Origin of the sequence: Sphingomonas crocodyli (assembly GCF_004005865.1) — a bacterium.
Classification (GTDB): domain Bacteria; phylum Pseudomonadota; class Alphaproteobacteria; order Sphingomonadales; family Sphingomonadaceae; genus Rhizorhabdus; species Rhizorhabdus crocodyli.
On record NZ_SACN01000001.1, the window covers coordinates 1,915,045 to 1,939,387 of the forward strand.

Sequence of the window (24,343 nt, forward strand, 5' to 3'; positions counted from 1 at the left end):
ACAATGAAGACGATCCCGCATTATTTCGGCACCGGCACGGCTGCCGAGGCTGCCCGCTTTGGCGATGTATTCGATCCCAACAGCGGATCGATACAGGCGCGGGTCGTCCTGGGGACGGCCGCAGACCTCGACAAGGCGGTCGCGGCGGCCGCGGCGGCGCAGCCCGCCTGGGCGACGACCAACCCGCAACGGCGCGCGCGCGTGATGTTCCGGTTCAAGGAACTGATCGAAGCGAATATGGAGGAGCTGGCGCGCCTCCTCTCGTCCGAACACGGCAAGGTGATCGCGGATTCGAAGGGCGACATCCAGCGCGGGCTTGAGGTGATCGAGTTTTGCGCGGGGGCGCCGCACCTGATGAAGGGCGAATTCTCGATCGGCGCGGGGCCGGGGATCGACGTCTATTCGATGCGCCAGCCGATCGGCATCGCGGCGGGCATCACCCCGTTCAACTTCCCGGCGATGATCCCCTTGTGGATGTGCGGCCCGGCGATCGTGACCGGCAACGCCTTCATCCTGAAGCCGTCCGAGCGCGATCCTTCGGTGCCGGTGCGCATCGCCGAATTGTGGAAGGAAGCGGGGCTGCCCGACGGCATTTTCCAGGTCGTCCACGGCGACAAGGAGATGGTCGACGCGATCCTCGATCATCCGGCGATCGGCGCGATCAGCTTCGTCGGTTCGTCCGACATCGCGCACTACGTCTATAATCGCGGCGTCGCCGCCGGAAAGCGCGTCCAGGCGATGGGCGGCGCCAAGAATCACGGCATCGTCATGCCCGATGCGGATATGGATCAGGTGGTCGCGGATCTGTGCGGCGCGGCCTTCGGTTCGGCGGGCGAACGCTGCATGGCGCTGCCGGTCGTCGTGCCGGTGGGCGACGACACCGCCGACAAGCTGCGTGCAAAGCTGATCCCCGCGATCGAGGCGCTGCGCGTGGGCGTATCGACCGACAAGGACGCACATTATGGCCCGGTCGTGACCGCCGCGCACAAGGCGAAGATCGAAAATTACATCCAGATGGGCGTCGACGAAGGCGCCGAACTCGTCATCGACGGGCGCGGCTTCAAGCTGCAGGGGCATGAGGACGGCTTCTTCGTCGGCCCGACGCTGTTCGATCGCGTGACGACCGAGATGCGCACCTATCAGGAGGAAATCTTCGGCCCCGTCCTGCAGATGGTGCGCGCAAAGAATTTCGAAGAGGCGCTCGCGCTGCCCAGCCAGCACCAGTACGGCAACGGCGTCGCGATCTTCACGCGTAATGGCCATGCGGCGCGCGAATTCGCGGCGCGGGTGAATGTCGGCATGGTCGGCATCAACGTGCCGATCCCGGTGCCGGTCGCCTATCACAGCTTCGGCGGGTGGAAGCGTTCGGCGTTCGGCGACGTAAACCAGCACGGCGTAGAGGGCATCCGTTTCTACACGAAGGTGAAGACGGTGACGCAGCGTTGGCCCGATGGCGGCGCCGGCGATAGCGCGTTCGTGATCCCGACGATGGGGTAATCTAAATCCTCCCCCGGAGGGGGAGGGGGACCGGCGTAGCCGGTGGAGGGGTATTGGCCGGCAGCGAACTGCTTGCGGCGAATACCCCTCCGTCAGTCCTACGGACTGCCACCTCCCCCGCCGGGGGAGGATCTTTTCAGGCCGCAGCCTTCTTCAGCGCATCGGCGATCAGCTTCACGCCGCGCTGCGCGCTCGCAAGCTGCGGGAAGCTCAGGAAGCCGTGGAAGCTGCCGACCATGTTGGTCGCCTCCACCGGCACGCCAGCCTGACGCAGCCGCTCGGCATAGCGGATGCCGTCGTCGCGCAGCGGATCGTGATCGGCGGTGATGACCGTCGCGGGCGGCAGGCCCGCCACATCGTCGACCTTGAGCGGCGACATGAGCGGCGCGGTACGGTCGAAGCCGGGTTCGGCATATTGCTCCCAATACCAGCGGCAGGCTTCGCTCGTCAGGAAGTAGCCGGTGGCGTTCTCCTCATAGGACGAACCGACGCAGGCCGCGTCGAGCATCGGATAGAGGAGCAACTGGTGCGCGATCTTCGGGCCACCGCGCTCGCGCGCCAGCAGGGTGATCGCGCCGGTCAGGTTGCCGCCTGCGCTGTCGCCGCCGACCGCCAGGGTCGATCCGTCGATGCCCTTGGGGCTTTCCGACGCCCATTTGAGGACCGCATAGCAATCCTCCAGTGCGCCGGGGAAGCGAACCTCGGGCGACAGGCGATATTCGATCGAGACGACGATCCAGTCGCTTTCCACCGCGATCCGGCGGCACAGATCGTCATGCGTGCCGATATTGCCGCCGATGAACCCGCCGCCATGCATGTAGAGCAGGGCCGGGCGGGTCTTCTCACCGCCGTTCGAATAGAGCCGCACCGGCACGTCTCCGGCGGGGCCGGGCACCGCAAAGTCCTCGACCCGCGCGACCTCGACATTCGAGGGCGGCAGTTTGAAGGCGAGGCCCGCATTGCGATAGGCGATCGCGTCCGTATCCTTCTTGGGCGTGGGACGCGCGGCGCTCATCATGTCGACGAGCGCCTGTTCTTCTGCAACGAGCGCCATGATCAGGCCACCAGCGGCGCGATGCGATCGTTGAACATGCCCTGATAGGTGGTGTCGGGCAGGATGTAGAGTTCGCGCGCCTCGGTCTTGTCCATCGTCAGCTTGGCAACGAATTCGGGCGGCATGAGGCTGGCGAAGAAATCGTCCGCCGCCTTTTCGCCCTGCGCATCGCGGACGCGGCCGACGGTGGTGGCGACGATGCCGGTCGCGACGCGCGGCGGAGCGAGCATCGAGGCGCGGACTGGCGAGTTCTGCGCGGTCAGCTCCATGTTGAGCGTTTCGGCCAGCGCCCACACGCCATGCTTGCTGGCGGCATAAGCGGCGATTTCGGGGGCGACGACGAAGCTCGCCTGCGATCCGGTGGCGACGAACTGTGCCGGCTCGCCACGGTCCATCATCCGACCGACGAAGCTGTGGAGCATGTGGACGACGCCGTAGAGGTTGACGTCGATCGTGAACTTGAACTTTTCGAGATCGAGCCGGGGTGTCTCCTGATAGCGGATGATGCCGGCATTGGCATAAACCGCCGCGATCGACGGGAAGGCATCGAAGCAGGCCTTGGCGAATTCCTCGACCGCTTCGGCCGAGCGCACGTCGACGACCTGCGAGACGACCTTGGCCTGCCGCTGGCGCAGCGCCTCGGCGGTTTCCTCAAGGCCCTCGGCGTTGATGTCGGCGATTGCGACCGCCATGCCGCGGCTCACCGCCTCATGCGCAAGCGCGCGGCCGATGCCCGATCCGGCACCGGTGATGACCGCCGCGCGGCCGTGAAATTCCAGCTTTTCCATGATCCCCTCCGTCTGTTTTCAGTTGATCGAGAAACCGCCGTCGACCGGCAGGGCGACGCCGTAAACGAACTTCGATTTGGGCGATGACAGCCACAACACCGCCTCGGCGATGTCGGCAGGCTCGCCCATCTGGCCCGTCACCGGGCTGAGCTTCTTGAGGCCGGCTTCGGTTATCGGCCGGCCCTCGATCGTCGTCATGCCGGTCTGGATCAGGCCGGGGCAGACGATGTTGATGCGGACACCCTGTGGGCCGTACATCATCGCGGCCGCCTTGCTGAATCCGACCACGCCATGCTTGGCGGCGGTATAATCGAGCGTGCCGACATTGCCGGAAATGCCGGCAATCGACGCGGTGTTGACGATCGTGCCGCCGCCATTGCCAACCATGTGCGCGATCTGGTGCTTCATGCCCCAGATCACCGCCTCGAGATTGATCGAGAGCGTGCGGTGGATCCCGTCGGCATCCCACAGCCGATCGCCAAAGCTGCCCGCGACCCCGGCATTGTTGAAAGCGTGGTGAAGTCCGCCCAATCCTTCGATCGTCTTGGCAACGACCATTTCGCACGCTTCGGGCGTGGAGAGATCGGCCGGGATCGCGATGCCGTCGCCACCCTTTTGGCGGATGAAGCCGAGCGTCTCGTCGAGCGCGTCGGGATTGATATCGGCGCAGGCGACGCGGGCGCCTGCGCGCGCGAAAAACAGGGCTGTTTCGCGGCCGATGCCGCTGCCCGCACCTGTCACCAGTGCGATCTTGCCGCTGAAATCGCTCATCGTTGCCGGATCCTCCGTTCGGGCATGACGCCGGGGATACGGACGTCGTTTTCGCGCATCACGGCGGCGCAGGCGTCGGTGACCTGTCGGGCGAGGCTTTCGACCACCGCCCCGCTGATCGCCGCGCGGTGGCCGCCCAGCGACAGCGCGTAGATCGCCTGGCCGTGCGCATCGAAGATCGGCGCCGAGATGGCCGACAGATCGTAGGACAGGTCAGGATCGATTTCGTGGATCTGATAGGAGCCGCCGCCATAGAGATCGGCGATCAGCGCATCGACCTGACGCGGCTCCAGCGCGCTTTCGCGACCCGCCAGCGCGAAGGCGGTGCCCAGCGCCTGCTGCGGCGGAGATTTGGCGACGACGATATAGCCGCGCTCGCGCACCGCCTGCAGCGAGGCGCGATCCTGCGCGTCGAGTTCGGGGCTGTCGGTTCCGCGGCGGCCGAGCCACTGGGCGATATCCTCCTCGCTCATCCACGCGCAGAAGGTGCCGCCAAGGGGCGGGCGCAGCGGCACGCGTTCGCCCACGCGCATGCTGAACTGCGGCGTGCGGCTGCTGGCGAAGCGGGCGAGGCAGATGATGTCCTCTCCGGCGCGGCCGGTGAGCACCACTTCCTGCCCGGTCGCCTCGGTCAGCGCCTCGGCGGCGGCGCGCGAAGAGGTGAGGAGCGGATCGTGCTGCGCCATTGCCTCGCCGATCGCGAACAGGGCCGGGGCCAGGCGATAGGTCTTGTGGGTCGGGTGGCGGGTCAGGTGGCCATGTTGTACGAGGACCGCGAGGATCGCGTGCATCGATGCGATATTGGTGCCGGTCTGCTGCACCAGTTCGGACATGGTGAAGGCTTGCTTGGGCGATGCCGCCATCAAATCGATGATTTCGAGCGCGCGGGCGGCGGAGAGAGCGGGACGAGCCATAGGCGTTTCTTCGCACGGCTGAAGCTCAGTCGCAATGTAGATATTCGCATCGATATTGCAATATAGGCGGCTTGCCAGCCTTGGCTTCTGGCAGATATGCAGGACCGAATTGCAACGGCCTCCCGTCATTATCGCGGGGGTGCGGTGGACAAGTCAGCCTGATCGCGCAACGGCTCGGGCGACAGGAGAGGTGTAGATGGCGACGACGATAGCCGAGGTGATCGCCGATCAGCTCAGCCGCGACCCGGAAGAGGGCGCGATCCAGTTTCATGGCAAATGGTATAGCCGCGGATGGCTGAAGGCCTTCGTCGACAAGATCGATGCCGCGCTGGCGGCGGCGGGCGTGCCCGAAGATGCGCCGATCGGCTTCGCCCCGCATAATCGCCCGCCCTTCGCGGCGGCTTTGGTGGCGCTGTTTTCGCGGCAGCGGCCGATCGTGATGATCTACGCCTATCAGTCGCCCGAGGCGATCGCGAACAAGCTGCGTGAGCTGAAACTGCCTGCCGTCATCGCGGGGATCGAGCAGTGGACCGATCCGACGCTGAGCGCGGCGCGCGATCTGGGCAGCGCGGCGATCGCGCTGTCGGACGATGGGGCTGAGGTCGAACTGCTCGAAAGCTGGAAAGCTGTGCCGGGCGTCGAACAGCGCAAGGCCGATGGCATTCCGGGCGTCGCGCTGCTGACCAGCGGCACGACCGGCCCGCCCAAGCATTTCGAGATCAGCTACGAAAAGCTGCTCAAGCGGATGGTGATCGCAACCGAGTTCGGCGCCACCGAGCGCAACCCGCTTTTCTCCTTTTTCCCGCTCGGCAACATTTCGGGCATCTACATCATCGTGCCTGCCATCGCGTCCGGCCAGCCGATCATCATGGTCGACAAGTTCAACGTCGCCGACTGGGTGGCGTTCGTGAAGCAGTATAAGCCCGAATTCCTGGGCGTGCCGCCCGCGGCCTTCCGTATGATCCTCGACGCCGATGTCGATTATGAGGACATCAAGAGCCTCAAGCTGCTCAATACGGGCGCGGCGACGCTCGATCCGGCGCTGCGGCGCGAGTTCGAGGCGAAATATCCGATCTGCGTGACGCAGAGCTATGGCGCGACCGAGTTTGGCGGGATCGTGACGATCACGACGCCCGATCACGTCAAGGAGTTCGGGAACAGCAAGGCGGACTCGGTCGGCCGCGCTTGTCCGGGCGTGAAGCTGCGCGTCGTCGATGTCGATACGGGCGCGGATCTGCCGGCGGGGCAGGAGGGGCGCCTGCTCGTCTTCGCGCCGGGGATGAGCGAGGATTATATCGAGACGACCGATCTGGTGATGCTCGACGCCGACGGCTTCCTTTATCATCGCGGCCGCCTTGACGGCGCGATCATGCGCGGCGGGTTCAAGATCGTGCCCGAACAGGTGATGGAAGCGCTCAACCGCCATCCGCAGGTCGCGGCGTCGGCGGTGGTCGGCATGGCCGAGCCCCGCCTTGGCGCCGTCCCGGTAGCACTCATCCAGCCGCGCGACATGGCGGATGCGCCCGATGCGGCCTCGCTCGACGCGCATGTCCGCTCGCTGCTGCCCAAGACGATGATCCCGACCGACTATCGCATGGTCGAGGCGCTGCCCCGCACCCCGTCGCTCAAGATCGACATGGGCGCGGCGAAGCGGATGTTCGAGGCGGCCTAAGCTCCTTTAATCCTCCCCGGAATGGGGAGGGGGACCGGCGAAGCCGGTGGAGGGGGCAAGAGGCTGGGCGCATCGCCTGTGGCCAGCCCCCTCCGTCGCGCTACGCGCGCCACCTCCCCGTGTCGGGGAGGATCTTAGAAGTCAGGCCGCCGCCGCGACCTCGTGTCCCGCCAGCAACGGCCGGCTGACCTGCATCAGCCGGTCGAGGAAGGACAGGACCGCGCGGATGCGCGAGACGCCCTGCTGGTCGGTGCGGTACATCACCCAATAGGTGCGATCGATCGTCACGTCGGGCAGGAGCGGGATCAGCCGATCATCTGACGCGGCCATGAAGCGGTGCATCAGGCCGATGCCGACCCCGCTCGTCACCGCCTCATGCTGTGCGACGATCGAACTGCTGCTGAACGCGATCTGCGCGTCGTCGACCAGCTGGCGCAGATAGCGGAACTCGTTCGATTGCAGCAGATCGTCGATATACCAGACAAACTGGTGCTTCTGCAGATCCTCGACGCAGGTCGGCGTGCCGTGCTTCGCGATATAATCGCGCGAGGCGTAGAGCGAGAGGCGATAGTCGGCGAGCTTGCGGACCTTCAGCCGACCATGTTCGGGGCGATGGAGCGAGACCATCAGATCGGCCTCGCGCTTCGACAGACTCACCGGCTGCGCGCTGGGGATGAGTTCGAGCTGCACGTCGGGATAGCTTTCGTGCAGCAGATGGATGTGCCGCGCGACCAGGAAGGAGCCGAAGGCTTCGGGGGTGGCGATGCGGACGACGCCCGAGGGATGCTGCGCATCGCCATCGAACGCCTCGGCCGCGCCCAGCAGCTGCGATTCGACCCGCTCGGCATGTTCCATCAGCAGCATGCCGGGCGACGTGAGCGAGACGCCGCCGGTCGACCGGAAGAGGAGGCGGGTGTTGAGCGTCTCCTCCAACCGGTCGATGCGGCGCGCGACCGTGGACTGGTTACAGCGCAGCGTCATCGCCCCGCCACTCAGCCGCCCCGCGCGCGCGACGGCGAGGAAATATCGCAGATCGTCCCAATTGATCTGATCCAGACTGATTTTTCCCGCCATGTCCTCGCCTCTTATACTGTAAGCCTATCCACATACACGCTTTGGTGATCCGGATCGACAGATTTTTGCATGGCCATCTTGCATCCTTGTCGCTTCGAACGACAGAAGTTGGCGGCTAGCGAGGCCGTAGGGCCGATCGGGCCGCGGGAGAGAGTAAATGACGCAGGCGCTCATCATCGATCAGGTCGGGGGCATCGTCCGCGCCACGCTCAACCGCCCGGAAAAGCTCAACGCGCTCAACATGGAGATTTTCGACGGGCTGACGAAGGCGGTCCGCGACTATGCCGAGCGCGACGATCAGCGCGTTTTCCTGATCCGCTCCACCGGCCGCTATTTCTGCGCGGGCGCCGATCTGGTCGGGGGCACGCAGGTGCCCGAGGGCAAAAGCTCGACCAAGGTGCGCCACTGGTATCGCAAGTCGATGGGGCCGGGGATGCAGACGCTCTACAATGAGATGGAGTCGATCGAGAAACCCTTCGTCGTCGCGCATCATGCGCCGTGCGTGGGTGGTGGCCTCGAAATGTCGCTGTCGTGCGACTTCCGCCTCGCGGCCAAGAGCGCACGTTATATGTTCCCCGAGGCGAAGCTGGGTTCGATCCCGGCGTCGGGTGGCGTCAGCCGCTTCACCCGCCTTGTCGGCCCGCACTGGGCGAAGTGGATCATCATGGCCGATCAGCCGATCGATGCCGATCGCGCGCTGATGATCGGGCTGGTCCACGACGTCTATCCCGACGACGAGTTTGAGGATCGGGTGATGGCGTTCTGCGAAAGCCTGGCCGACAAGCCGCCGGAGATGACCGCGATGGCGAAGGTGACGATCGACCTGTGCGCCGATGCGACGCCGGGCCGCGCGCACGCGATCGAAATGCTCGGCCAGTCGATCCTGCAGGTCGGCGACGAGCAGGCCGAGATGTTCGCGAAGATGCAGGCGAAGCTGGCGAAGCGGTAACACCCGTCATCCCGGCGGAGGCCGGGATCTCAGGCGTCTCTAGCGGTTCTCCAATCTCCTGAGATCCCGGCCTCCGCCGGGATGACGATCATTCCTTGGACGGCGTGACCGGCCCGTACTCCGTCGTATCGTTCGCGGTGATCGCGAGCAGGGTCGTCCACGCGGCGACATTCTGGCGAAGCTGTTCGGGATCGATCTTGTCGAGCGTGTCGTCCGCCGTGTGGTGCAGATCGAAATAGCGCGTACCGTCCTGGTTCAGCGAGACCATCGGCACGCCCGAACGCTGCAGATCGTCGGTGTCCGAACCGCCGGCTTCGCCATTTTTGCGGTTGAGCACGATACCCAACGGGGCAAGCGCCTCGGCAATCGGCTTCATCGCCGGCAGCGCCTCGGGCTTTACCGCGGTCGAGAAGCGCCAGACGCGATCGGCGCCGAAATCCGATTCGGCGGCCAGCGCGTGCTTTTCATATCTGTGCGCGCGGGCATAGGCGGCGCCACCAAACAGGCCGATCTCCTCCGATCCGAACCAGACGACGCGGATCGTGCGCAGCGGCTGCCCCGCATCCATGATCCGCTTGGCGGCCGCGGTGGTGATCGCGACGCCCGATGCATCGTCGATCGCGCCGGTGCCCAGATCCCAGCTGTCGAGATGCCCGCCGACCAGCACGATGCCCGCATTGGGATCGCGGCCCGGCACGTCGGCGATGACGTTGCCCGACTTGCGTGTGCCCGCCATGCGCGCGGTGATGTTGAGCGCGATCGTCACCGGCTTCCCGCGCTTGAGCACGCGTTCCAGCTGATCGGCGTCGGGATTGGCAAGCGCGGCGGCCGGGATCGGCTTCGCGCCGTCGACCCAGCTCTGCACGCCCGTATGCGGGACGCGGTGATGATCGGTGCCGATCGACCGGATCAGGATCGCCGCTGCGCCCTTCTTCGACGCCACCGAAGGCCCGCTGCGGCGGATCTGGCCGACGGGGCCGTAAGGCGATCCGTCCTGCGCGGCGGCCATGCGGTGCGTGACGAATACGATCTTACCCTTGATCGTCGCCGGATCGGCGGCCTCGAGCGCAGCCATGCTGTCGAAACCGATCACCTCGGCGCTCAACCCCTTGGCCGGGGTCGCTGCCGAATTGCCGAGGGCGGCGAGCGTCAGCGATTGGGGGAAGGGCGCGGTGATTTCCGCGCTTGCCTCGCCACGCTCCCACCACGGCACGTCGAACGTTTCGATATGGACGTTCTGGAAGCCCAAAGCCTTCAGCTTCTCCACCGCCCAGTCGCGTGCGCGGGCCTCCGCCTCGCTGCCCGCCTGGCGCGGGCCGATCTCGGTCGTCAGCCCTTCGGTGATGTCCCAGGCCAGATCGTCCTTCAGCGCGGCATCGCGCAGCGCGGCGACTTTCTCCGGAGCGATCTGGGCGGAAGCGGGGGCGATAAGCGCGGCGGAAGCGGCGAGCGCCGCGAGGATTTTTTTCGTCATGGATTGGACGCTATCGGCCGCGTCCCCATTTGCCAATCCTGCGCGCGTCGGTTAGGGCCGGCGGCAGTTTTCCAGCCCCATTATAGATCGAGGTATCGCCTCTCATGGCCGCTCAATACGCCTTCGTCATGAAGGACATGACCAAGACCTTCCCCGGCGCCCCCAAGCCGGTGCTGAACAACATCAACCTGCAATTCTATCAAGGCGCCAAGATCGGCATCGTCGGCCCGAACGGCGCCGGTAAATCGACGCTGATGAAGATCATGGCGGGCGTCGACACCGATTTCACCGGCGAAGCATGGCCGGGTGAGAACATCACCGTCGGCTATCTGCAGCAGGAGCCCGAGCTGGATCCGGCCAAGTCGGTGCTGGAGAACGTCAAGGACGGCGCGCGCGACGTGGCCGACATGGTCGATCGCTTCAACGCGATCTCGGCCGAAATGGGCGATCCGCAGGACGACACCGATTTCGACGCGCTGATGGAAGAAATGGGCGCGCTGCAGGAAAAGATCGACGCGGTCGACGGCTGGACGCTCGACAGCCAGCTCGAACTCGCGATGGAGGCGCTGCGCTGCCCGCCGTCGGATGCGTCGGTGGCGAACCTGTCGGGCGGTGAAAAGCGCCGCGTCGCGCTCACCCGCCTGCTGATCCAGAAGCCGTCGATCCTGCTGCTCGACGAACCGACCAACCATCTCGACGCCGAAAGCGTCGCGTGGCTCGAAAACCACCTGAAGGAATATGCGGGCGCGGTGCTGATGATCACCCACGATCGCTATTTCCTCGACAACGTGGTGGGTTGGATCCTCGAAATCGACCGCGGAAAGTATTTCCCGTACGAGGGCAATTATTCGACCTATCTCGAAAAGAAGTCGAAGCGCCTTGAGCAGGAGGATCGCGAGGAATCGGGCCGCCAGAAGGCGATCAAGGACGAGCTGGAATGGATCCGGCAGGGCGCCAAGGCCCGCCAGACCAAGTCGAAGGCGCGTATCGCCAAGTTCGAACAACTGGTCGAACAGCAGCAGAACCGCACCCCCGGCAAGGCCCAGATCGTTATCCAGGTGCCCGAGCGCCTGGGCGGCAAGGTGATCGAGGTCGAGAATATCTCGAAGGCCTATGGCGACAAGCAACTGTTCAGCGACCTGTCGTTCACGCTGCCGGCGGGCGGCATCGTCGGCGTGATCGGCCCGAACGGCGCTGGTAAGTCCACCCTGTTCAAGCTGATCACCGGGCAGGAAACCCCCGACAGCGGCACTGTCGAAATGGGCAGCACCGTGCGCCTGGGCTATGTCGATCAGAGCCGCGATCACCTCGATGACAAGAACAATGTCTGGCAGGAAATCTCCGGCGGCCACGATTATATGAAGATCAACGGCCACGATCAGTCGACCCGCGCCTATGTCGGCGCGTTCAACTTCAAGGGCGCGGATCAGCAGAAGATCGTCGGCAAGCTTTCGGGCGGTGAGCGCAACCGCGTGAACATCGCCAAGATGCTCAAGAAGGGCGGCAACGTCCTCCTGCTCGACGAACCGACCAACGACCTCGACGTCGAAACGCTCGGCGCGCTTGAGGAAGCGATCGAGAATTTCGCGGGCTGCGCGGTGGTGATCAGCCACGACCGCTTCTTCCTCGATCGCCTCGCCACCCACATCCTCGCCTTCGAAGGCGACGGCCATGTCGAATGGTTCGAGGGCAATTTCGAGAGCTACGAGGAAGACAAGCGCCGTCGCCTCGGCGACGCCGCCGATCGTCCGGGCGCGCAGTCGTACAAGAAGCTGACGCGGTGAAACTTAACTCGTCATTGCGAGCGTAGCGAAGCAATCCAGGCCCGAACCGGGAGAGGGGCGTAACCTCCTCTCTTGGTCCGGGCCTGGATTGCTTCGTCGCCTTACGGCTTCTCGCAATGACGAGGAGAGTGCGGAGAGCGCACAAAAGAAAAAGGCCGGCGTTTCCGCCGGCCTTTTCGTGTCGACGGCCGGGCGAGCCGGCCGGGTCGATCCGCTTACTTGAGCTTGCGGACTTCGTCGCGCGACAGCGAGGTCGTCAGGCGGCCATCTTCGCCGGCCGAGACGGTCGAGGCCGGGACGTGCACGAAGCGCGAATCGAAGATCAGGTTCAGCGAGACGGGCGCGCCGTCCTTGCTGGTGATCGTGTCGATGCGGCCGAGACGCTTGCCGTCCGACGAGACGAGGATCGCGCCGGTCTTGAGGCCGGCGACGCCCTGCGCGACGGCAGGAGCAGCGGCGAGAAGGGCGAGAGCGAAGAGAGCAACTTTGCGCATGATGTTGAACGTTCCCGTTAGATGCTTTGCCATGTTGCACTGCATCAGGTGCGAGGGGCGCGCAAGGGCTTATGTGTGGTACAATGTGTAACGAACAGGTGGTTTCATTGCCTTTTCGTCTGAAAAACATGACGAAAAGGCTTGGGGCCGGATTTCTATACCGATGAGGCCAAAATGTTCCGATCCCGCCGCGCGATGATGGAACCAGACGAAAACGGCCGCATCTGCGAAGGGCGGATGCGGCCGTTTCGATAATTTCCGTAATACTTACATATAGTTCATGGGATCGGGCGTCGGCAGGTCGCAGGCGCGCGTGTGGCCGCGCTTGCACGCCGCGGTCTGGACACGCCAGTCGGCCATCGCCTGCGCATAGGCCGCCTGCTGGCGGATGAAGACATCGTCGGTGATCGCGACGTCGCGGCGATGTTCGCGCATCGCGGCCAGATAAGCGGCCTTGTCCGCGTCATATTGCGCCTGATTGGCGGCATTGGCGACCTCGGTATGGGCGATGTTCGAATCGACCGAGTTGTTGAGCGCCTGCGTCTGCGGCTTTTCCGCCGCGTCGGCGGCGACATGGGCGGGATCGGTCTTGGTGGGGCTGTCGGTGCCCGGATAGGCGGTCTGCGCCATCAGCGGCGCGGCCGCGACCATCGTGGTCGCGGCGATCAGGGTAAGCAACTTCATGGCCGGTCTCCTCGTGGGATATGGCCGGCCAAACGCCCGTGTGGCGGAGCGCGTTCCCCAAGCCCCCTCGTCATTGCGAGCGTAGCGAAGCAATCCAGGCCCGCACATGAGATGGTCGCGAGCCTCTCCAGTGCGGGCCTGGATTGCTTCGTCGCCTTCGGCTCCTCGCAATGACGAGGAAGGGAAATCAGGCGGGCGAGAAGGCGCCGCCTTCTTCGTCGAGGACGTGGAGGATGCCATCGGCGATCGCGAAATAGGCGCCGTGGAGGCGCAGCTTGCCGGCCTTCTCGCGCGCCTGCACGCAGGGGAAGCTGCGCAGGTTGGCGATCGAGACGCGAACCGCCTCGAACTCCATCGCGCGCGCCGCTTCCGGTCCCTGGCCATGTTCGGCGACGACGCGATCGCGCGCTTCGTCGAGAATGTTGATCCAGTCGGCGATGAAGCCGCCCTTGCCCTTGGGCGCATCGGCGAACCGCTTGGTCAGCGCCGCGCCGCAGCCGCCGCACGCCTGATGCCCCATCACGACGATTTCGGGCACTTCCAGTTGCGTCACCGCGAACTCCAGCGCGGCGGACACGCCATGATGGCCCGGAGTCGTTTCGAACGGCGGCACCAGATTGGCGACGTTGCGCACCACGAACATCTCGCCGGGCGAGGTATCGAAGATCTGCGTCGGATCGACCCGGCTGTCCGAACAGGCGATCACCATCACCTTCGGGCTCTGCCCCTCCGCCAGCTCGGTCCAGCGCGCGCGCTGCTTCTGCCAGTCACCCTCCTTGAAGCGGTGATAGCCATCGATCAGTCCGGCGAAGTCGGTCATGGGGAGTCTCCTTCGGCGCGCGGCGTAGGCTTCTCCCTCGGGGCTGGCAAGTCAGGGTCATATCCCCTATCTGCACGCGCATGACCGAACCGTTGCAGCCCGCAGCCACCCCCACCACCGCCCTTCGGCAGCGCAAGCCCGATTGGATCCGCGTCAAGGCGCCGATCGGCAAGGCCTTTACCGAGACCAAGGGGCTGATGCGCCGCCTGAACCTCGCCACTGTGTGCGAAGAGGCTGCCTGCCCGAATATCGGCGAGTGCTGGACCAAGAAGCACGCGACGGTGATGATCCTGGGCGACACCTGCACGCGCGCCTGCGCTTTCTGCAACGTGAAGACGGGTATGCCGCGCGCGGTCGATCCGCTGGAGCCGCAGCACGTCGCCGATGCGGCGGCCGAACTGGGCCTCGAACATATCGTCATCACCTCGGTCGATCGTGACGATCTGCCCGATGGCGGCGCCAAGCAGTTCGTCAAGGTGATCGAGGCGCTGCGCAAGGCCAATCCGGCCATGACGATCGAGATCCTGACCCCCGATTTCCGCAACAAGGCCGATGCGGCGGTGGAGATGATCGTCGCGGCGCGCCCCGACGTCTATAACCACAATCTCGAAACCGTCCCGAGGCTCTATCCGACGATCCGCCCCGGCGCGCGTTACTATGCGTCGCTGCGCCTGCTGGAGAGCGTGAAGCGGCTCGATCCGTCGATCTTCACCAAGTCGGGCATCATGGTCGGCCTGGGCGAGGAGCGGATGGAGGTCCATCAGGTGATGGACGACATGCGATCGGCCGACATCGATTTCCTGACGATGGGCCAATATCTGCAGCCGACGCCAAAGCACGCCAAGGTGATCGATTTCGTCGCGCCCAAGACGTTCGAAGCCTATGGCGCGATCGCGCGGGCGAAGGGCTTCCTGCTTGTCTCAGCGACCCCGCTGACGCGGTCGAGCTATCATGCGGGCGACGATTTCGCGAAGCTGCGCGATGCGCGGAACGCCAAGCTGGCGCGGGAAACCGCAAAAGCCTGATATGCCGCGCCACAGCGAAACCCGCGCGCTGCCTTATACGCCGGAGCAGATGTTCGACCTGGTGGCCGATGTGGCGCGCTATGGCGAGTTTCTGCCCTGGGTGTCGGCGGTGCGGGTGAAATCGGACAGCCCGACCGAGATGGTCGCGGACCTGATGGTCGGCTTCAAGGCGCTGCGCGAGAAGTTCACCTCAAAGGTGAGCAAGGAACGGCCGGGCATGATCCATGTCGACTATCTCGACGGGCCGCTCAAATATCTGCGCAACGACTGGCGCTTCCGGCCCGACGGGCACGGGGGCACGCTGGTCGATTTCGCGATCGATTTCGAGTTCAAGTCGAAGATCTTCGAGATGGTGGCAGGCCAGGTGTTCTCGACCGCGCTGCGCATGATGATCGGCGCGTTCGAGGAGCGTGCGAAGAAGCTTTACGGTTCGACCGACGCGCCCGGCATCAGCAGTTCGAGCGCGCACAGCGCCGCCTGAAGGCGGATACCGCCCCGGCCGAGATCGCCGAAATGGCGCTTGTCGGCGATCACATCCTCGGCATCGCCGCCCTTCAGCGCCTGCGCGAAGACGACCGTGCCGACCGGCTTCTTCTCGGTGCCGCCACCCGGACCCGCGACGCCGGTGATCGCGACCGCGACGTCCGCACCGCTGCGTTCCAGCGCGCCGCGCGCCATTGCCCAGCCGACCGCGATCGAAACCGCGCCGAACGTATCGATCAGGTCGGGCGCGACGCCGACCAGTCCGGTCTTGGCGTCGTTCGAATAGGTCACGAAGCTGGCGCCCAGCACGTCGGACGATCCGGGGATCTCGGTCAGCGCGGCCGACACCAGCCCGCCGGTGCAGCTTTCGGCGACGGCGACGGTGCGCCCCGCCGCACGGTTCGCCTCGATCACGCGTCGGGCGGCGTCGACCAGCTCGGCCGGGAGAATCGTTTCGTGAAAATCTGCCACGTTTCGTTCCTGTCAGGCCGGGACACGCACCGTCGCGGTCGCCTGTGCGGCGATACCTTCGCGACGTCCGGTGAAGCCCAGCTTTTCGGTGGTGGTCGCCTTTACGCTGACTTGGGACAGTTTCAAGCCCAGCAAATCAGCGATTCGATTGCGTATCGCCTCGCGATGCGGGCCGACCTTGGGCGCTTCGCAGATGATGGTCAGGTCGACGAAATCGATGATCCCGCCGGCTTCGACCACCAGCTTTCGGGCATGATCGAGGAACAGGTGCGACGGCGCGCCCTTCCACTGCATGTCGCTGGGCGGGAAATGGCTGCCGATATCGCCCGCGCCGATCGTGCCGAGCAGTGCGTCGACCAGTGCATGAAGCGCGACGTCCGCATCGCTATGGCCCGACAGCGCCTGGCTGTGCGCGATCTCGACTCCGCCAATCCAGACGGATGAGCCTTCCGCAAAGGCGTGAACGTCGAAGCCGGTGGCGGTGCGGCTGATCATGCGGGCCTCCAGCGCCTGCGATGCCGCGGCGAAGTCTTCGGGGGTGGTCAGTTTTTCCAGCGCGCGATCGCCTTTGATCACCGCGACCGAGAGCCCGGCGGCGCGCGCGACCTGCGCATCGTCGGTCGCCTCGGCCGCCGCGTCCCATGCCTCATGCGCGGCGAGGATCGCGGCGCGGCGGAAGGTCTGCGGTGTCTGCACGCGGAACAGCCCGTCGCGCGGCACCGGCTTGCCCTCGGCGGTCGTCAGCGTGTCGGCGACGGGCAGGCCGGGGATCGCGCCGTCATGGCTGTCGAGCGCCTCCAGCAGCCGATCGATCACGGCGGGCGGCAGGAAGGGGCGGGCGGCGTCGTGGATCAGAACGATGTCGGCATCGATCGCACGCAGCCCGGCGATCACCGAATCGCGCCGCGCCGCACCGCCGATGACGGGGGCGGGCAGGGCGCGGTCGCCGATCGCGGCGGAGTAGAGCACCTCCTGCCCCGCGCCGATCACCACCTGCACGCTGTCGACCGCCGGATGCGCCAACAGCGCGTCGATCGCGTGGGCCAGCACCGCACGATTGCCCAGCGTCGCATATTGCTTCGGAATCGACTGTCCGGCGCGAACGCCCTGACCGGCGGCGACAATGAGGGCGGCGGTGCGAGTCACGTCACCCGCCTAGAGCGATTTCGAGGCGAATGGAATCATTCGCCGGCTCGGAAATCGCGACAACCTGGAACGCGCCGCCCTGTCGGGATCAATCGAGCTTGACGTTGCCGCTGTTGAGCGGAGCCACGTCCGACCCCGCGACGACACCCGCCGGGGCCGCCACGATCGCCGGGATCGCATTGACCGCGCGGACGCCCGCGACCGGATAATCGAGCGTGATTTCGGCCTCCAGATTGGGCCGCCCCTTCACGACGGTGCGATAGGCGAGGTTGCAATTGGCCGCATTGGGACGCGGCCAATGATCGGGCATCGAATCCAGATCGCAATAATTGACGTGCTCGAGGATCACGAGCGGCTTGCCGCCGACCAGCCCCTGCACCTCGAAACGCAGCCCGCAGACCGTGCCCTTGGGGATGGTGAAGAAGGCTGCCGGCACATCCTTCTTGGCGATGGCGACATCGTGGACGATGCGAATCTCTTCGATCTCCACGCCGATCCGGCGGCCGATGTCGCGCGGGATGCTGTGCCAGTTCTTTTCGACCCCATCGCCTTCGAGCAGCGGGATCGGATCGCCGGGTTGCGCGCCGAAGCCCCATGTGTGGGCGACTTCGATGACGGGATAGCTTCCATAATCGGCGATTTCCTGCACGCGGATCTCTCGGATCTCGTCGACGATGCCCAGCATCGATGTCGGGAAGAAATCGGTGCAGAAGCCGGGCGAGGCGCCGGTCGAGAAGAAGCTGCTATTCCCTTTCTTGCAGGCCGCATCGATCGTCGCGAGGATATCGGCCGGCGCGTCCTGCGGGGTCAGCAGTTCGAACAGGGTGGGGGTCACGACGTTGCGGCCCGCTTCCAGAAACGGGATGATATCGCCGAAGCCGCCGCGCGCGAAGCTGCCCATATAGACTAGGCAATCGGCCTCGATCGCCAGCAGTTCGTCGAGGCTGTTGGTGGTGATGACGCCGGTGTCGGGCATGTCGACGAAGCTGCCCGCGTCGCGCCCCGCGCGCTCGGGCCGCGCGACGTACAGGCCGACCAGTTCCAGCGCCGGATTGTTGAGCAGGCAGCGCAGTGCGCGCAGTCCCGCGGTTCCCGTGCCCCACTGCACGACCTTGATCGCCATATCCCTCTCCGTCTCTGTCGTTTCGGGCATAGTGTCCGAGACGCGCGGTTCGATCCTCCCCAAACAGGGTAGAACTGTTGTCGCGCTTGCCGGTTCGGGCTGGATCGACTATCTGCGCTGCCTGTTTATTAGGCAGTTTTTAGCGTGACCCAGCTTCAACCTATCCAGATCGGTCCCGTCCGGATCGAAACGCCCGTAATCCTCGCGCCGATGACGGGGGTGAGCGACCTGCCGTTTCGGCGGGTCGTGCGGCGCTATGGTTCAGGGCTGAACGTCACCGAGATGATCGCCAGCCAGGCCGCGATCCGCGAGACGCGCCAGTCGGTCCAGAAGGCGCTGTGGGACGCGATCGAGGAGCCGGTGTCGATGCAGCTGGTCGGCTGCACGCCCTATGAAATGGGCGAGGCGGCGAAGCTGAGCCAGGACAAGGGCGCCGCGATCATCGACATCAATATGGGCTGCCCGGTCCGCAAGGTCGTCAACGGCGATGCGGGTTCGGCGCTGATGCGCGACCTGCCGCTCGCGACGGCGCTGCTGGAGGCGACCGCGAAGGCGGTGAGCGTGCCCGTCACGCTCAAGATGCGGATGGGCTGGGACCATGACAGCCTGAACGCGCCCGAACTGGCGCGGATCGCCGAGGATATCGGGATCAAGATGGTCACTGTCCACGGCCGCACCCGCAACCAGATGTACAAGGGTTCGGCCGACTGGGCCTTCGTGCGCCGCGTGAAGGATGCGGTCTCGATCCCGGTGATCGTCAACGGCGACATCTGCTCGATCGAGGATGCCGAAACCGCTCTCGAACAATCGGGCGCGGACGGGTTGATGATCGGTCGCGGCGCCTATGGCCGGCCGTGGATATTGTCGCAGGTAATGCAGTATCTGCAGACGGGCGAGCGCCGCCCCGATCCGTCGATCGAGGAACAATATCGTATCATCGTAAACCATTATGTCGATATGCTCGAAGTCTATGGCAACGAAGTGGGCGTGAACATGGCCCGCAAGCATATCGGCTGGTACACCAAGGGGCTGCACGGTTCGGCCGAGTTCCGCCAGAAGGTCAATCAGGAGCCGAGCCACCAGCGCGTGCTGGCGATGCTCGCCGAATTTTACGCACCGTGGCTCTCCCTGGCGGCGGCCTGATCCGGTTCGGCCGTCGCCCGGCCGACCGCTCCGCAGGGCCGCTGAGCGCGGGCGAATTGCTCGCCGCGATGGCGACGCCGGTGTTGGCGATCGATCCCGAGGGGCGGATCGTCGACATCAACGCCGCGACCGAGCAATTCCTGAATCTCAGCCGCAACCAGATCATCGGCCGCACGACCGAGGAGGTGATCGGCCATCCGCTGAACACCATGCCGTCCGATGCGCCGTTCGCCGCCTATGATCTGGCGCTGCAACTGCCCGACGATCGCGAGCTGAAGGTCGACCTGATGGTCTCGCCGCTGCCCGATCGGCTCGGGTGGCGCGTCGTCTCGCTCCACGGCCATGCGCGCGGGCCGTTCCTCAGCCGCACCAGCGAGCGCGAAGGGGGCACGCGCACCGCGGTCGCCGCCGCCGCGATGCTGGCGCATGAGATCAAGAATCCGCTGTCGGCGGTGCGTGGCGCGGCGCAGCTGCTGGAAACCAGCGTCGACGAGGCTTCGGCGGGGCTCACATCGCTGATCCGCGAGGAGGTCGATCGGGTCGCTGCTCTTATCGATCGGATGCAGGGCTTCACCGATACGCGCCACATCGAAATGGGGCCGCAGAACATTCACGCAATTTTGGCACATGCGCGTGAGGTGTCGTTGCAGGGTTTTGCAAAAGGTCGCGAGATCAGAGAGCTTTACGATCCATCCTTGCCACCGATGCTCGGCCATCGGGATTCGATGATCCAGATCCTGATCAACCTGATGAAGAATTCGGCCGAGGCGCTGGGGCATGGGCCAGGCACGATCACGCTGACCACCGCCTATCGCCACGGCGTTTCGATGCGCCGTCTGGGCGAGGAGGAGGCGCGCGCCTTGCCGATCGAGATCTGCGTGATCGACGACGGCCCCGGCGCCCCGCCCGAAATGGGCACCCATCTTTTCGATCCTTTCGTCACCAGCAAGCGTACCGGCAGCGGGCTCGGGCTGGCTCTAGTGGAGAAGCTCGTGTCCGATCAGGGCGGTTTCATCGAATATGCGCGGGAAGGTCGCCCGCAACGGACCGTGTTCCGCATCCTGATGCCGCGCGCCAAGGTGAAGGCATGAGCACCACCGGCCGCGTCCTTGTCGTCGACGATGACGGCGCGATCCGCACCGTGGTGCGCGAGGCGCTGCGCCGCGCCGGGCATATCGTTGAGACCGCCGCCTCAGTCGCCGAACAGCGCAGATTGTTTCAAAGCTTTGAACCGGAAGTTCTTGTAACTGATGTCGTTCTTCCGGACGGAAACGGCCTCGACATCATTCCCGAAATGCTCGCCAGCAAGCCGGGCCTGCCGGTGATCGTGCTGTCCGCGCAGAACACCTTCACGACGGCATTGCGCGCGACCGAGCAGGGCGCGTTCGATTATCTGCCCAAGCCGTTCGATCTGGGCGCGCTGACCCGCGCGGTATCGGATGCACTGGCGGCGCGGGCGGCGTCGGGCGCGAGCGACAGCGTCGGCCCGGTCGAAGAACTGCCGCTGATCGGCCGATCGCCGCCGATGCAGGAGGTCTATCGCACGATCGCGCGCGTCGTCGCGAACGACCTCACGGTTTTGGTTCTGGGCGAATCCGGCACCGGCAAGGAACTGGTCGCGCGGGCGATCCACGATTTCGGCCCGCGCGCCGCGGCGCCCTTCGTCGCGGTCAACATGGCCGCAATCCCGCGCGAACTGATCGAAAGCGAGCTGTTCGGCCATGAACGCGGTGCCTTTACTGGAGCCGCCAGCCGCAATGCCGGTCGTTTCGAACAGGCGCAGGGCGGCACGTTGTTCCTCGACGAAATCGGCGACATGCCGATGGAGGCGCAGACGCGCCTGCTGCGCGTGCTGCAGGCGGGCGAGTTCACCACCGTCGGCGGCTCGCGTGCGATCCGCGCCGATGTTCGTATCATCGCGGCAACGCACAAGGATCTGCCGCGCCTGATCGCCGACGGTGCGTTCCGCGAAGACCTTTATTACCGCATCAACGTGGTCCCGATCCGCCTGCCGTCGCTGCGCCAGCGCGGCGAGGATATCGGCGAGCTGGCGCGCTATTTTCTCGATCGGGCGGCGGCGGACGGGCTGCCGCGCAAGCTGCTGGATGCCGGCGCGGTCGATCGGCTGATGCGCCACGCCTGGCCGGGCAACGTCCGCGAGCTTGAAAACCTCATGCGCCGTCTGGCGGCGCTCAGCCGCGACGAACTGATCACGGCCAATGTCATCGAGCAGCAGTTCGACGGCGGCCCGCAGCCCGACGGCGCGCCGCCGGTGATGGGGGCGGGCGGTCTGGCCGAGGCGGTCGAGATGCATCTGACCCGCTATTTCGCGAGTTTCGGCCGCGATCTGCCGCCCGACGGGCTCTATGATCGCGTGCTGGCCGAGTTCGAACGCCCGCTGCTCCAGCTGTCGCTCGCGGCGGCGCGGGGGAATCAGTTGCGCGCCGCACGGCTGCTGGGGATCAACCGCAACACGTTGCGCAAGAAGCTCACCGAGTTGCAGATCGACGCGGGCACGGGGCGGCGGAGCGACTGATCCTCTTCCATCGTCATTGCGAGTGTAACGAAGCAATCCATTCCGCAGTTCGGAGTGGATTGCCGCGTCGCCTGCGGCTCCTCGCAATGACGAGGAGAATGTGATCGATCGCCGAAACGACAGGAAAACGTCGTCGAACCGAAAGGGGCTGTGTTCCGAAGGCCACAACATTGTGGTAGCGATGCCACTATGATCGTGCCGGCCAGCCGAATCTACCGCCTGCGGCGGCGCATTGCCGCTGCGACTCGACGCTGGCCGATCATGCCTTTTCTCGAAGGGCTGACGCTCAGCGCGGTGCTCGTCATCGCGATCATAAGCTATCTGGTGATCAGCGGGCAGGGCGCGCCCGAACGGCTGATGAGCCCGCCGCTGATCGCGCTGCTACTGGTCGGCAATCTCGTTCCGATCATGGGCCTGATGGTGCTGATCGCCCGGCGGGTCGCGCTCGCCCGCGCCGCGCGATCCGAACTGGGCAATCGCGCGCGGCTCCACGTCCGCCTCGTCGCCTTGTTCGCTGCGATCGCGATGATCCCGACCTTGCTGGTCGTGATCTTCGCCTCGCTGCTGTTCCAGTTCGGGATCGAATTCTCCTTCTCCGATCGGTCGCGCGTCGTCCTTGCCAGCGCCGAGCGCGTGGCGCAGGCCTATGTGCGCGAAAGCCGCGAACGCTTGCTGGGCGATATCGTGCCGATGGCGGGCGATCTGCGCGACGCGCTGACCGTGATGACGATCGACGACCCGCGTTTCGCGCCGATCTTCGCGCGGCAGATCGCCTATCGCCAGCTGTCCGAAGCCGCGATCATCTCGGTCGAGCGCGACGGCACGCCGCAGCTGATCGCGCTCGCCAACCTCGACAAGCGCCCGCTGCGCAAGCGCCTGCCGCCGGGGCTGATCCAGCTGTTGCAGGGCGGGCAGCCTTATATCACCGCGATTTCGGGCGACCGGATCGAAGGCACGATGCTGCTCGACAAGGCGAGCCAGACCTTCCTCTACATTTCGCGGTCGTCCGATCCGGTGGTGCTGTCGCAGGCGGCGCGCGCGCGCTCGGCGCTGAGCGACTATAGCCGCCTCGTCGATCGATCGCGCGTGTTGCAGGTGCGGTTCAACGTCGCGCTGATGGTCGTGTCGCTGTCGATCCTAGGCATCGCGATCCTCGTCGCGATCCGCGTCGCCGACCGGCTCGTCCGCCCGGTGAACGAACTTGTCGCGGCCGCCCGGCGGATTGCGGGCGGTGATCTTTCGGCGCGCGTTGTCGCACCGCCGGGGCAGGACGAGATCGGCGCGCTCAGCACCGCGTTCAACCGCATGACCCGCAAGCTGGGCGAACAGACAGGCGCGCTGGTTTCCGCCAACAGCCAGCTCGAAAGCCGCAGCGCCTTCATCGAGGCGGTGTTGTCGGGCGTAACCGCAGGCATCATCTCGATCGACGAGGATCACCGGATCACGCTGGTCAATCCCTCGGCGCGCCAGATGCTCGCGCTGCCCGAGGAGGTGGAGGGCGTCCCGCTTGCCGACATTTCGGCCGAACTCGATCGCTTCCTGACCAGCGGGGAGCGCGAGGTGGTGTTGCAGCTGCCTGTCGGCAACGAACTCAAGACGCTCGCCGCCCGCGCGGTGAGTGCCGAGGCGGGGCAGGTGCTGACGTTCGACGACATCACCCAGCAGATCGCCGATCAGCGCCGCGCCGCCTGGGCCGACGTCGCGCGCCGGATCGCGCATGAGATCAAGAACCCGCTCACCCCGATTCAGCTTGCCGCCGAACGGCTCCAGCGGCGCTACGGGAAGGAGGTCGTCTCCGATCCTTCGGTGTTTGAGCGGCTGACCGCCACGATCGTCCGCCAGGTGGGCGACATGCGCCGGATCGTCGATGAGTTCTCGTCTTTCGCGCGCATGCCGCGCCCGTCCTTCCGTGAGGAGGCGATCGTCGATGTCGCGCGGCAGGCCTTGTTCCTGCATGAAGTCGCGCATCCCGGCATCGCCTTTGCGCTGGAGACGGGGGGCGAGGCGCCGACGATGATCTGCGATCGCCGCCAGCTGGGCCAGGCGCTGACCAACATCGTCAAGAATGCGGTCGAGGCGATCACCGAGAACAAGGATCAGCAGCAGCCGCCCGCGATCGTGATGACGATCGCCAAGCAGGATCGCATGCTGTCGATCGAGGTGGCCGACAACGGCCCCGGCCTGCCGGCCGAGCGCGATCGCCTGACCGAACCTTATATGACCACGCGCGCGCGGGGCACCGGCCTTGGCCTCGCGATCGTCCGCAAGATCGTCGAGGATCATTCGGGCACCATCTCGTTCCGCGATCGGCCCGGCGGCGGCACGATCGTCGATCTCGATTTCAACCTGGAGGCGTTGAGCGGCCTGGCCGGCGACGCATCCGATGAGCTGGAGGCGCAGGAGCGCCTGCCAGCACTGACCCGTAGCGCATAGGTGATGTG

At 65.5% G+C, this 24,343-nt stretch carries 22 protein-coding genes; 10 read left to right on the forward strand and 12 right to left on the reverse strand.

Features of this window, described 5'->3' with window-relative positions; genetic code table 11:
- Positions 1-3 precede the first annotated feature (3 nt).
- Positions 4-1,497: a CoA-acylating methylmalonate-semialdehyde dehydrogenase gene (locus tag EOD43_RS09205; protein WP_127743181.1), complete on the forward strand. Its 1,494-nt coding sequence runs from the start codon at positions 4-6 to the stop codon at positions 1,495-1,497.
- A 136-nt stretch (positions 1,498-1,633) separates the two neighbouring features.
- On the opposite strand, the gene EOD43_RS09210 is transcribed toward EOD43_RS09205, so the two are convergent.
- The 4 genes from EOD43_RS09210 to EOD43_RS09225 are packed head-to-tail and all read right to left on the reverse strand — an operon-like array spanning position 1,634 to position 5,024.
- Complete coding sequence (locus tag EOD43_RS09210; protein WP_127743182.1) at positions 1,634-2,551, reverse strand: alpha/beta hydrolase; 918 nt, start codon at positions 2,549-2,551, stop codon at positions 1,634-1,636.
- 2 nt (positions 2,552-2,553) lie between these two features.
- Complete coding sequence (locus tag EOD43_RS09215; protein ID WP_127743183.1) at positions 2,554-3,339, reverse strand: SDR family NAD(P)-dependent oxidoreductase; 786 nt, start codon at positions 3,337-3,339, stop codon at positions 2,554-2,556.
- An 18-nt stretch (positions 3,340-3,357) separates the two neighbouring features.
- Positions 3,358-4,110, reverse strand: a complete 753-nt coding sequence (locus EOD43_RS09220; protein WP_127743184.1) for an SDR family NAD(P)-dependent oxidoreductase — start codon at positions 4,108-4,110, stop codon at positions 3,358-3,360.
- A complete protein-coding gene (locus tag EOD43_RS09225) occupies positions 4,107-5,024 on the reverse strand; it encodes an IclR family transcriptional regulator (RefSeq protein WP_164857169.1) in 918 nt (305 codons plus the stop codon). Before EOD43_RS09225 ends, EOD43_RS09220 begins: the two co-directional genes overlap by 4 nt.
- A gap of 196 nt (positions 5,025-5,220) precedes the next feature.
- Between EOD43_RS09225 and EOD43_RS09230 the strand changes: the two genes are divergently transcribed.
- Positions 5,221-6,696, forward strand: coding sequence for a class I adenylate-forming enzyme family protein (locus EOD43_RS09230; protein ID WP_127743186.1), 1,476 nt, complete (start codon positions 5,221-5,223; stop codon positions 6,694-6,696).
- A gap of 141 nt (positions 6,697-6,837) precedes the next feature.
- Here the strand turns inward: EOD43_RS09230 and EOD43_RS09235 are convergent, their stop codons facing one another.
- Positions 6,838-7,770, reverse strand: a complete 933-nt coding sequence (locus tag EOD43_RS09235) for a LysR family transcriptional regulator (protein ID WP_127743187.1) — start codon at positions 7,768-7,770, stop codon at positions 6,838-6,840.
- A gap of 157 nt (positions 7,771-7,927) precedes the next feature.
- Here EOD43_RS09235 and EOD43_RS09240 point away from each other — a divergent pair, with 157 nt between their 5' ends.
- Complete coding sequence (locus EOD43_RS09240) at positions 7,928-8,719, forward strand: enoyl-CoA hydratase/isomerase family protein (protein ID WP_127743188.1); 792 nt, start codon at positions 7,928-7,930, stop codon at positions 8,717-8,719.
- Positions 8,720-8,807: 88 nt separating this feature from the next.
- Here the strand turns inward: EOD43_RS09240 and EOD43_RS09245 are convergent, their stop codons facing one another.
- Complete coding sequence (locus tag EOD43_RS09245; protein ID WP_127743189.1) at positions 8,808-10,193, reverse strand: M28 family peptidase; 1,386 nt, start codon at positions 10,191-10,193, stop codon at positions 8,808-8,810.
- Between the two features lie 104 nt (positions 10,194-10,297).
- On the opposite strand from EOD43_RS09245, the gene ettA reads away from it, so the two are divergent.
- Complete coding sequence (ettA, locus tag EOD43_RS09250) at positions 10,298-11,977, forward strand: energy-dependent translational throttle protein EttA (RefSeq protein ID WP_127743190.1); 1,680 nt, start codon at positions 10,298-10,300, stop codon at positions 11,975-11,977.
- 215 nt (positions 11,978-12,192) lie between these two features.
- Here the strand turns inward: ettA and EOD43_RS09255 are convergent, their stop codons facing one another.
- From EOD43_RS09255 to EOD43_RS09265, 3 genes are all read right to left on the reverse strand, one after another.
- Positions 12,193-12,504: a hypothetical protein gene (locus EOD43_RS09255; RefSeq protein ID WP_127743191.1), complete on the reverse strand. Its 312-nt coding sequence runs from the start codon at positions 12,502-12,504 to the stop codon at positions 12,193-12,195.
- A gap of 234 nt (positions 12,505-12,738) precedes the next feature.
- Entirely contained in the window at positions 12,739-13,155 is a 417-nt protein-coding gene (locus EOD43_RS09260) for a hypothetical protein (protein WP_127743192.1), read from the reverse strand.
- 187 nt (positions 13,156-13,342) lie between these two features.
- Positions 13,343-13,975, reverse strand: a complete 633-nt coding sequence (locus tag EOD43_RS09265; RefSeq protein WP_127743193.1) for a carbonic anhydrase — start codon at positions 13,973-13,975, stop codon at positions 13,343-13,345.
- An 80-nt stretch (positions 13,976-14,055) separates the two neighbouring features.
- On the opposite strand from EOD43_RS09265, the gene lipA reads away from it, so the two are divergent.
- Positions 14,056-15,000, forward strand: a complete 945-nt coding sequence (lipA, locus tag EOD43_RS09270) for a lipoyl synthase (protein ID WP_127743194.1) — start codon at positions 14,056-14,058, stop codon at positions 14,998-15,000.
- 1 nt (position 15,001) lies between these two features.
- Positions 15,002-15,481: a type II toxin-antitoxin system RatA family toxin gene (locus tag EOD43_RS09275; protein WP_127743195.1), complete on the forward strand. Its 480-nt coding sequence runs from the start codon at positions 15,002-15,004 to the stop codon at positions 15,479-15,481.
- Here the strand turns inward: EOD43_RS09275 and EOD43_RS09280 are convergent.
- The 3 genes from EOD43_RS09280 to EOD43_RS09290 form a co-directional block, all read right to left on the reverse strand.
- A complete protein-coding gene (locus EOD43_RS09280) occupies positions 15,424-15,954 on the reverse strand; it encodes a CinA family protein (RefSeq protein ID WP_127743196.1) in 531 nt (176 codons plus the stop codon). The two genes, EOD43_RS09275 and EOD43_RS09280, sit on opposite strands and share 58 nt — an antisense overlap.
- Positions 15,955-15,966: 12 nt before the next feature.
- Positions 15,967-17,100 (reverse strand): bifunctional 2-C-methyl-D-erythritol 4-phosphate cytidylyltransferase/2-C-methyl-D-erythritol 2,4-cyclodiphosphate synthase, encoded by a 1,134-nt coding sequence (locus EOD43_RS09285; RefSeq protein WP_127743197.1) that lies wholly within the window; start codon positions 17,098-17,100, stop codon positions 15,967-15,969.
- An 88-nt stretch (positions 17,101-17,188) separates the two neighbouring features.
- Positions 17,189-18,223 carry an NAD(P)H-dependent amine dehydrogenase family protein gene (locus EOD43_RS09290; protein ID WP_127743198.1) on the reverse strand — a complete coding sequence of 345 codons (1,035 nt, stop codon included), beginning with the start codon at positions 18,221-18,223 and terminating at the stop codon, positions 17,189-17,191.
- Positions 18,224-18,367: 144 nt separating this feature from the next.
- Here EOD43_RS09290 and dusB point away from each other — a divergent pair, with 144 nt between their 5' ends.
- The 4 genes from dusB (at position 18,368) to EOD43_RS09310 (ending at position 24,335) form a co-directional block, all read left to right on the forward strand.
- Positions 18,368-19,366, forward strand: a complete 999-nt coding sequence (gene dusB / locus EOD43_RS09295) for a tRNA dihydrouridine synthase DusB (RefSeq protein WP_127743199.1) — start codon at positions 18,368-18,370, stop codon at positions 19,364-19,366.
- The gene (locus tag EOD43_RS09300) at positions 19,342-20,457 is read left to right on the forward strand and encodes a two-component system sensor histidine kinase NtrB (protein ID WP_127743200.1); all 1,116 of its coding nucleotides are present in this window, start codon (positions 19,342-19,344) and stop codon (positions 20,455-20,457) included. The genes dusB and EOD43_RS09300 overlap by 25 nt, the downstream gene beginning before the upstream one ends.
- Positions 20,454-21,902 (forward strand): nitrogen regulation protein NR(I), encoded by a 1,449-nt coding sequence (gene ntrC, locus EOD43_RS09305; protein WP_127743201.1) that lies wholly within the window; start codon positions 20,454-20,456, stop codon positions 21,900-21,902. The genes EOD43_RS09300 and ntrC overlap by 4 nt, the downstream gene beginning before the upstream one ends.
- A gap of 189 nt (positions 21,903-22,091) precedes the next feature.
- Positions 22,092-24,335, forward strand: a complete 2,244-nt coding sequence (locus EOD43_RS09310) for a sensor histidine kinase (protein WP_127743202.1) — start codon at positions 22,092-22,094, stop codon at positions 24,333-24,335.
- The last annotated feature ends 8 nt before the right edge of the window (positions 24,336-24,343 follow it).

What these genes read in the sequence shown, in the direction of transcription:
- EOD43_RS09205 (WP_127743181.1), top strand. Translation starts at nt 4, where the DNA reads ATGAAGACGATCCCGCATTATTTCGGCACCGGCACGGCTGCCGAGGCT.
- EOD43_RS09210 (WP_127743182.1), bottom strand. Translation starts at nt 2,551, where the DNA reads ATGGCGCTCGTTGCAGAAGAACAGGCGCTCGTCGACATGATGAGCGCC.
- EOD43_RS09215 (WP_127743183.1), bottom strand. Translation starts at nt 3,339, where the DNA reads ATGGAAAAGCTGGAATTTCACGGCCGCGCGGCGGTCATCACCGGTGCC.
- EOD43_RS09220 (WP_127743184.1), bottom strand. Translation starts at nt 4,110, where the DNA reads ATGAGCGATTTCAGCGGCAAGATCGCACTGGTGACAGGTGCGGGCAGC.
- EOD43_RS09225 (WP_164857169.1), bottom strand. Translation starts at nt 5,024, where the DNA reads ATGGCTCGTCCCGCTCTCTCCGCCGCCCGCGCGCTCGAAATCATCGAT.
- EOD43_RS09230 (WP_127743186.1), top strand. Translation starts at nt 5,221, where the DNA reads ATGGCGACGACGATAGCCGAGGTGATCGCCGATCAGCTCAGCCGCGAC.
- EOD43_RS09235 (WP_127743187.1), bottom strand. Translation starts at nt 7,770, where the DNA reads ATGGCGGGAAAAATCAGTCTGGATCAGATCAATTGGGACGATCTGCGA.
- EOD43_RS09240 (WP_127743188.1), top strand. Translation starts at nt 7,928, where the DNA reads ATGACGCAGGCGCTCATCATCGATCAGGTCGGGGGCATCGTCCGCGCC.
- EOD43_RS09245 (WP_127743189.1), bottom strand. Translation starts at nt 10,193, where the DNA reads ATGACGAAAAAAATCCTCGCGGCGCTCGCCGCTTCCGCCGCGCTTATC.
- ettA (WP_127743190.1), top strand. Translation starts at nt 10,298, where the DNA reads ATGGCCGCTCAATACGCCTTCGTCATGAAGGACATGACCAAGACCTTC.
- EOD43_RS09255 (WP_127743191.1), bottom strand. Translation starts at nt 12,504, where the DNA reads ATGGCAAAGCATCTAACGGGAACGTTCAACATCATGCGCAAAGTTGCT.
- EOD43_RS09260 (WP_127743192.1), bottom strand. Translation starts at nt 13,155, where the DNA reads ATGAAGTTGCTTACCCTGATCGCCGCGACCACGATGGTCGCGGCCGCG.
- EOD43_RS09265 (WP_127743193.1), bottom strand. Translation starts at nt 13,975, where the DNA reads ATGACCGACTTCGCCGGACTGATCGATGGCTATCACCGCTTCAAGGAG.
- lipA (WP_127743194.1), top strand. Translation starts at nt 14,056, where the DNA reads ATGACCGAACCGTTGCAGCCCGCAGCCACCCCCACCACCGCCCTTCGG.
- EOD43_RS09275 (WP_127743195.1), top strand. Translation starts at nt 15,002, where the DNA reads ATGCCGCGCCACAGCGAAACCCGCGCGCTGCCTTATACGCCGGAGCAG.
- EOD43_RS09290 (WP_127743198.1), bottom strand. Translation starts at nt 18,223, where the DNA reads ATGGCGATCAAGGTCGTGCAGTGGGGCACGGGAACCGCGGGACTGCGC.
- ntrC (WP_127743201.1), top strand. Translation starts at nt 20,454, where the DNA reads ATGAGCACCACCGGCCGCGTCCTTGTCGTCGACGATGACGGCGCGATC.
- EOD43_RS09310 (WP_127743202.1), top strand. Translation starts at nt 22,092, where the DNA reads ATGATCGTGCCGGCCAGCCGAATCTACCGCCTGCGGCGGCGCATTGCC.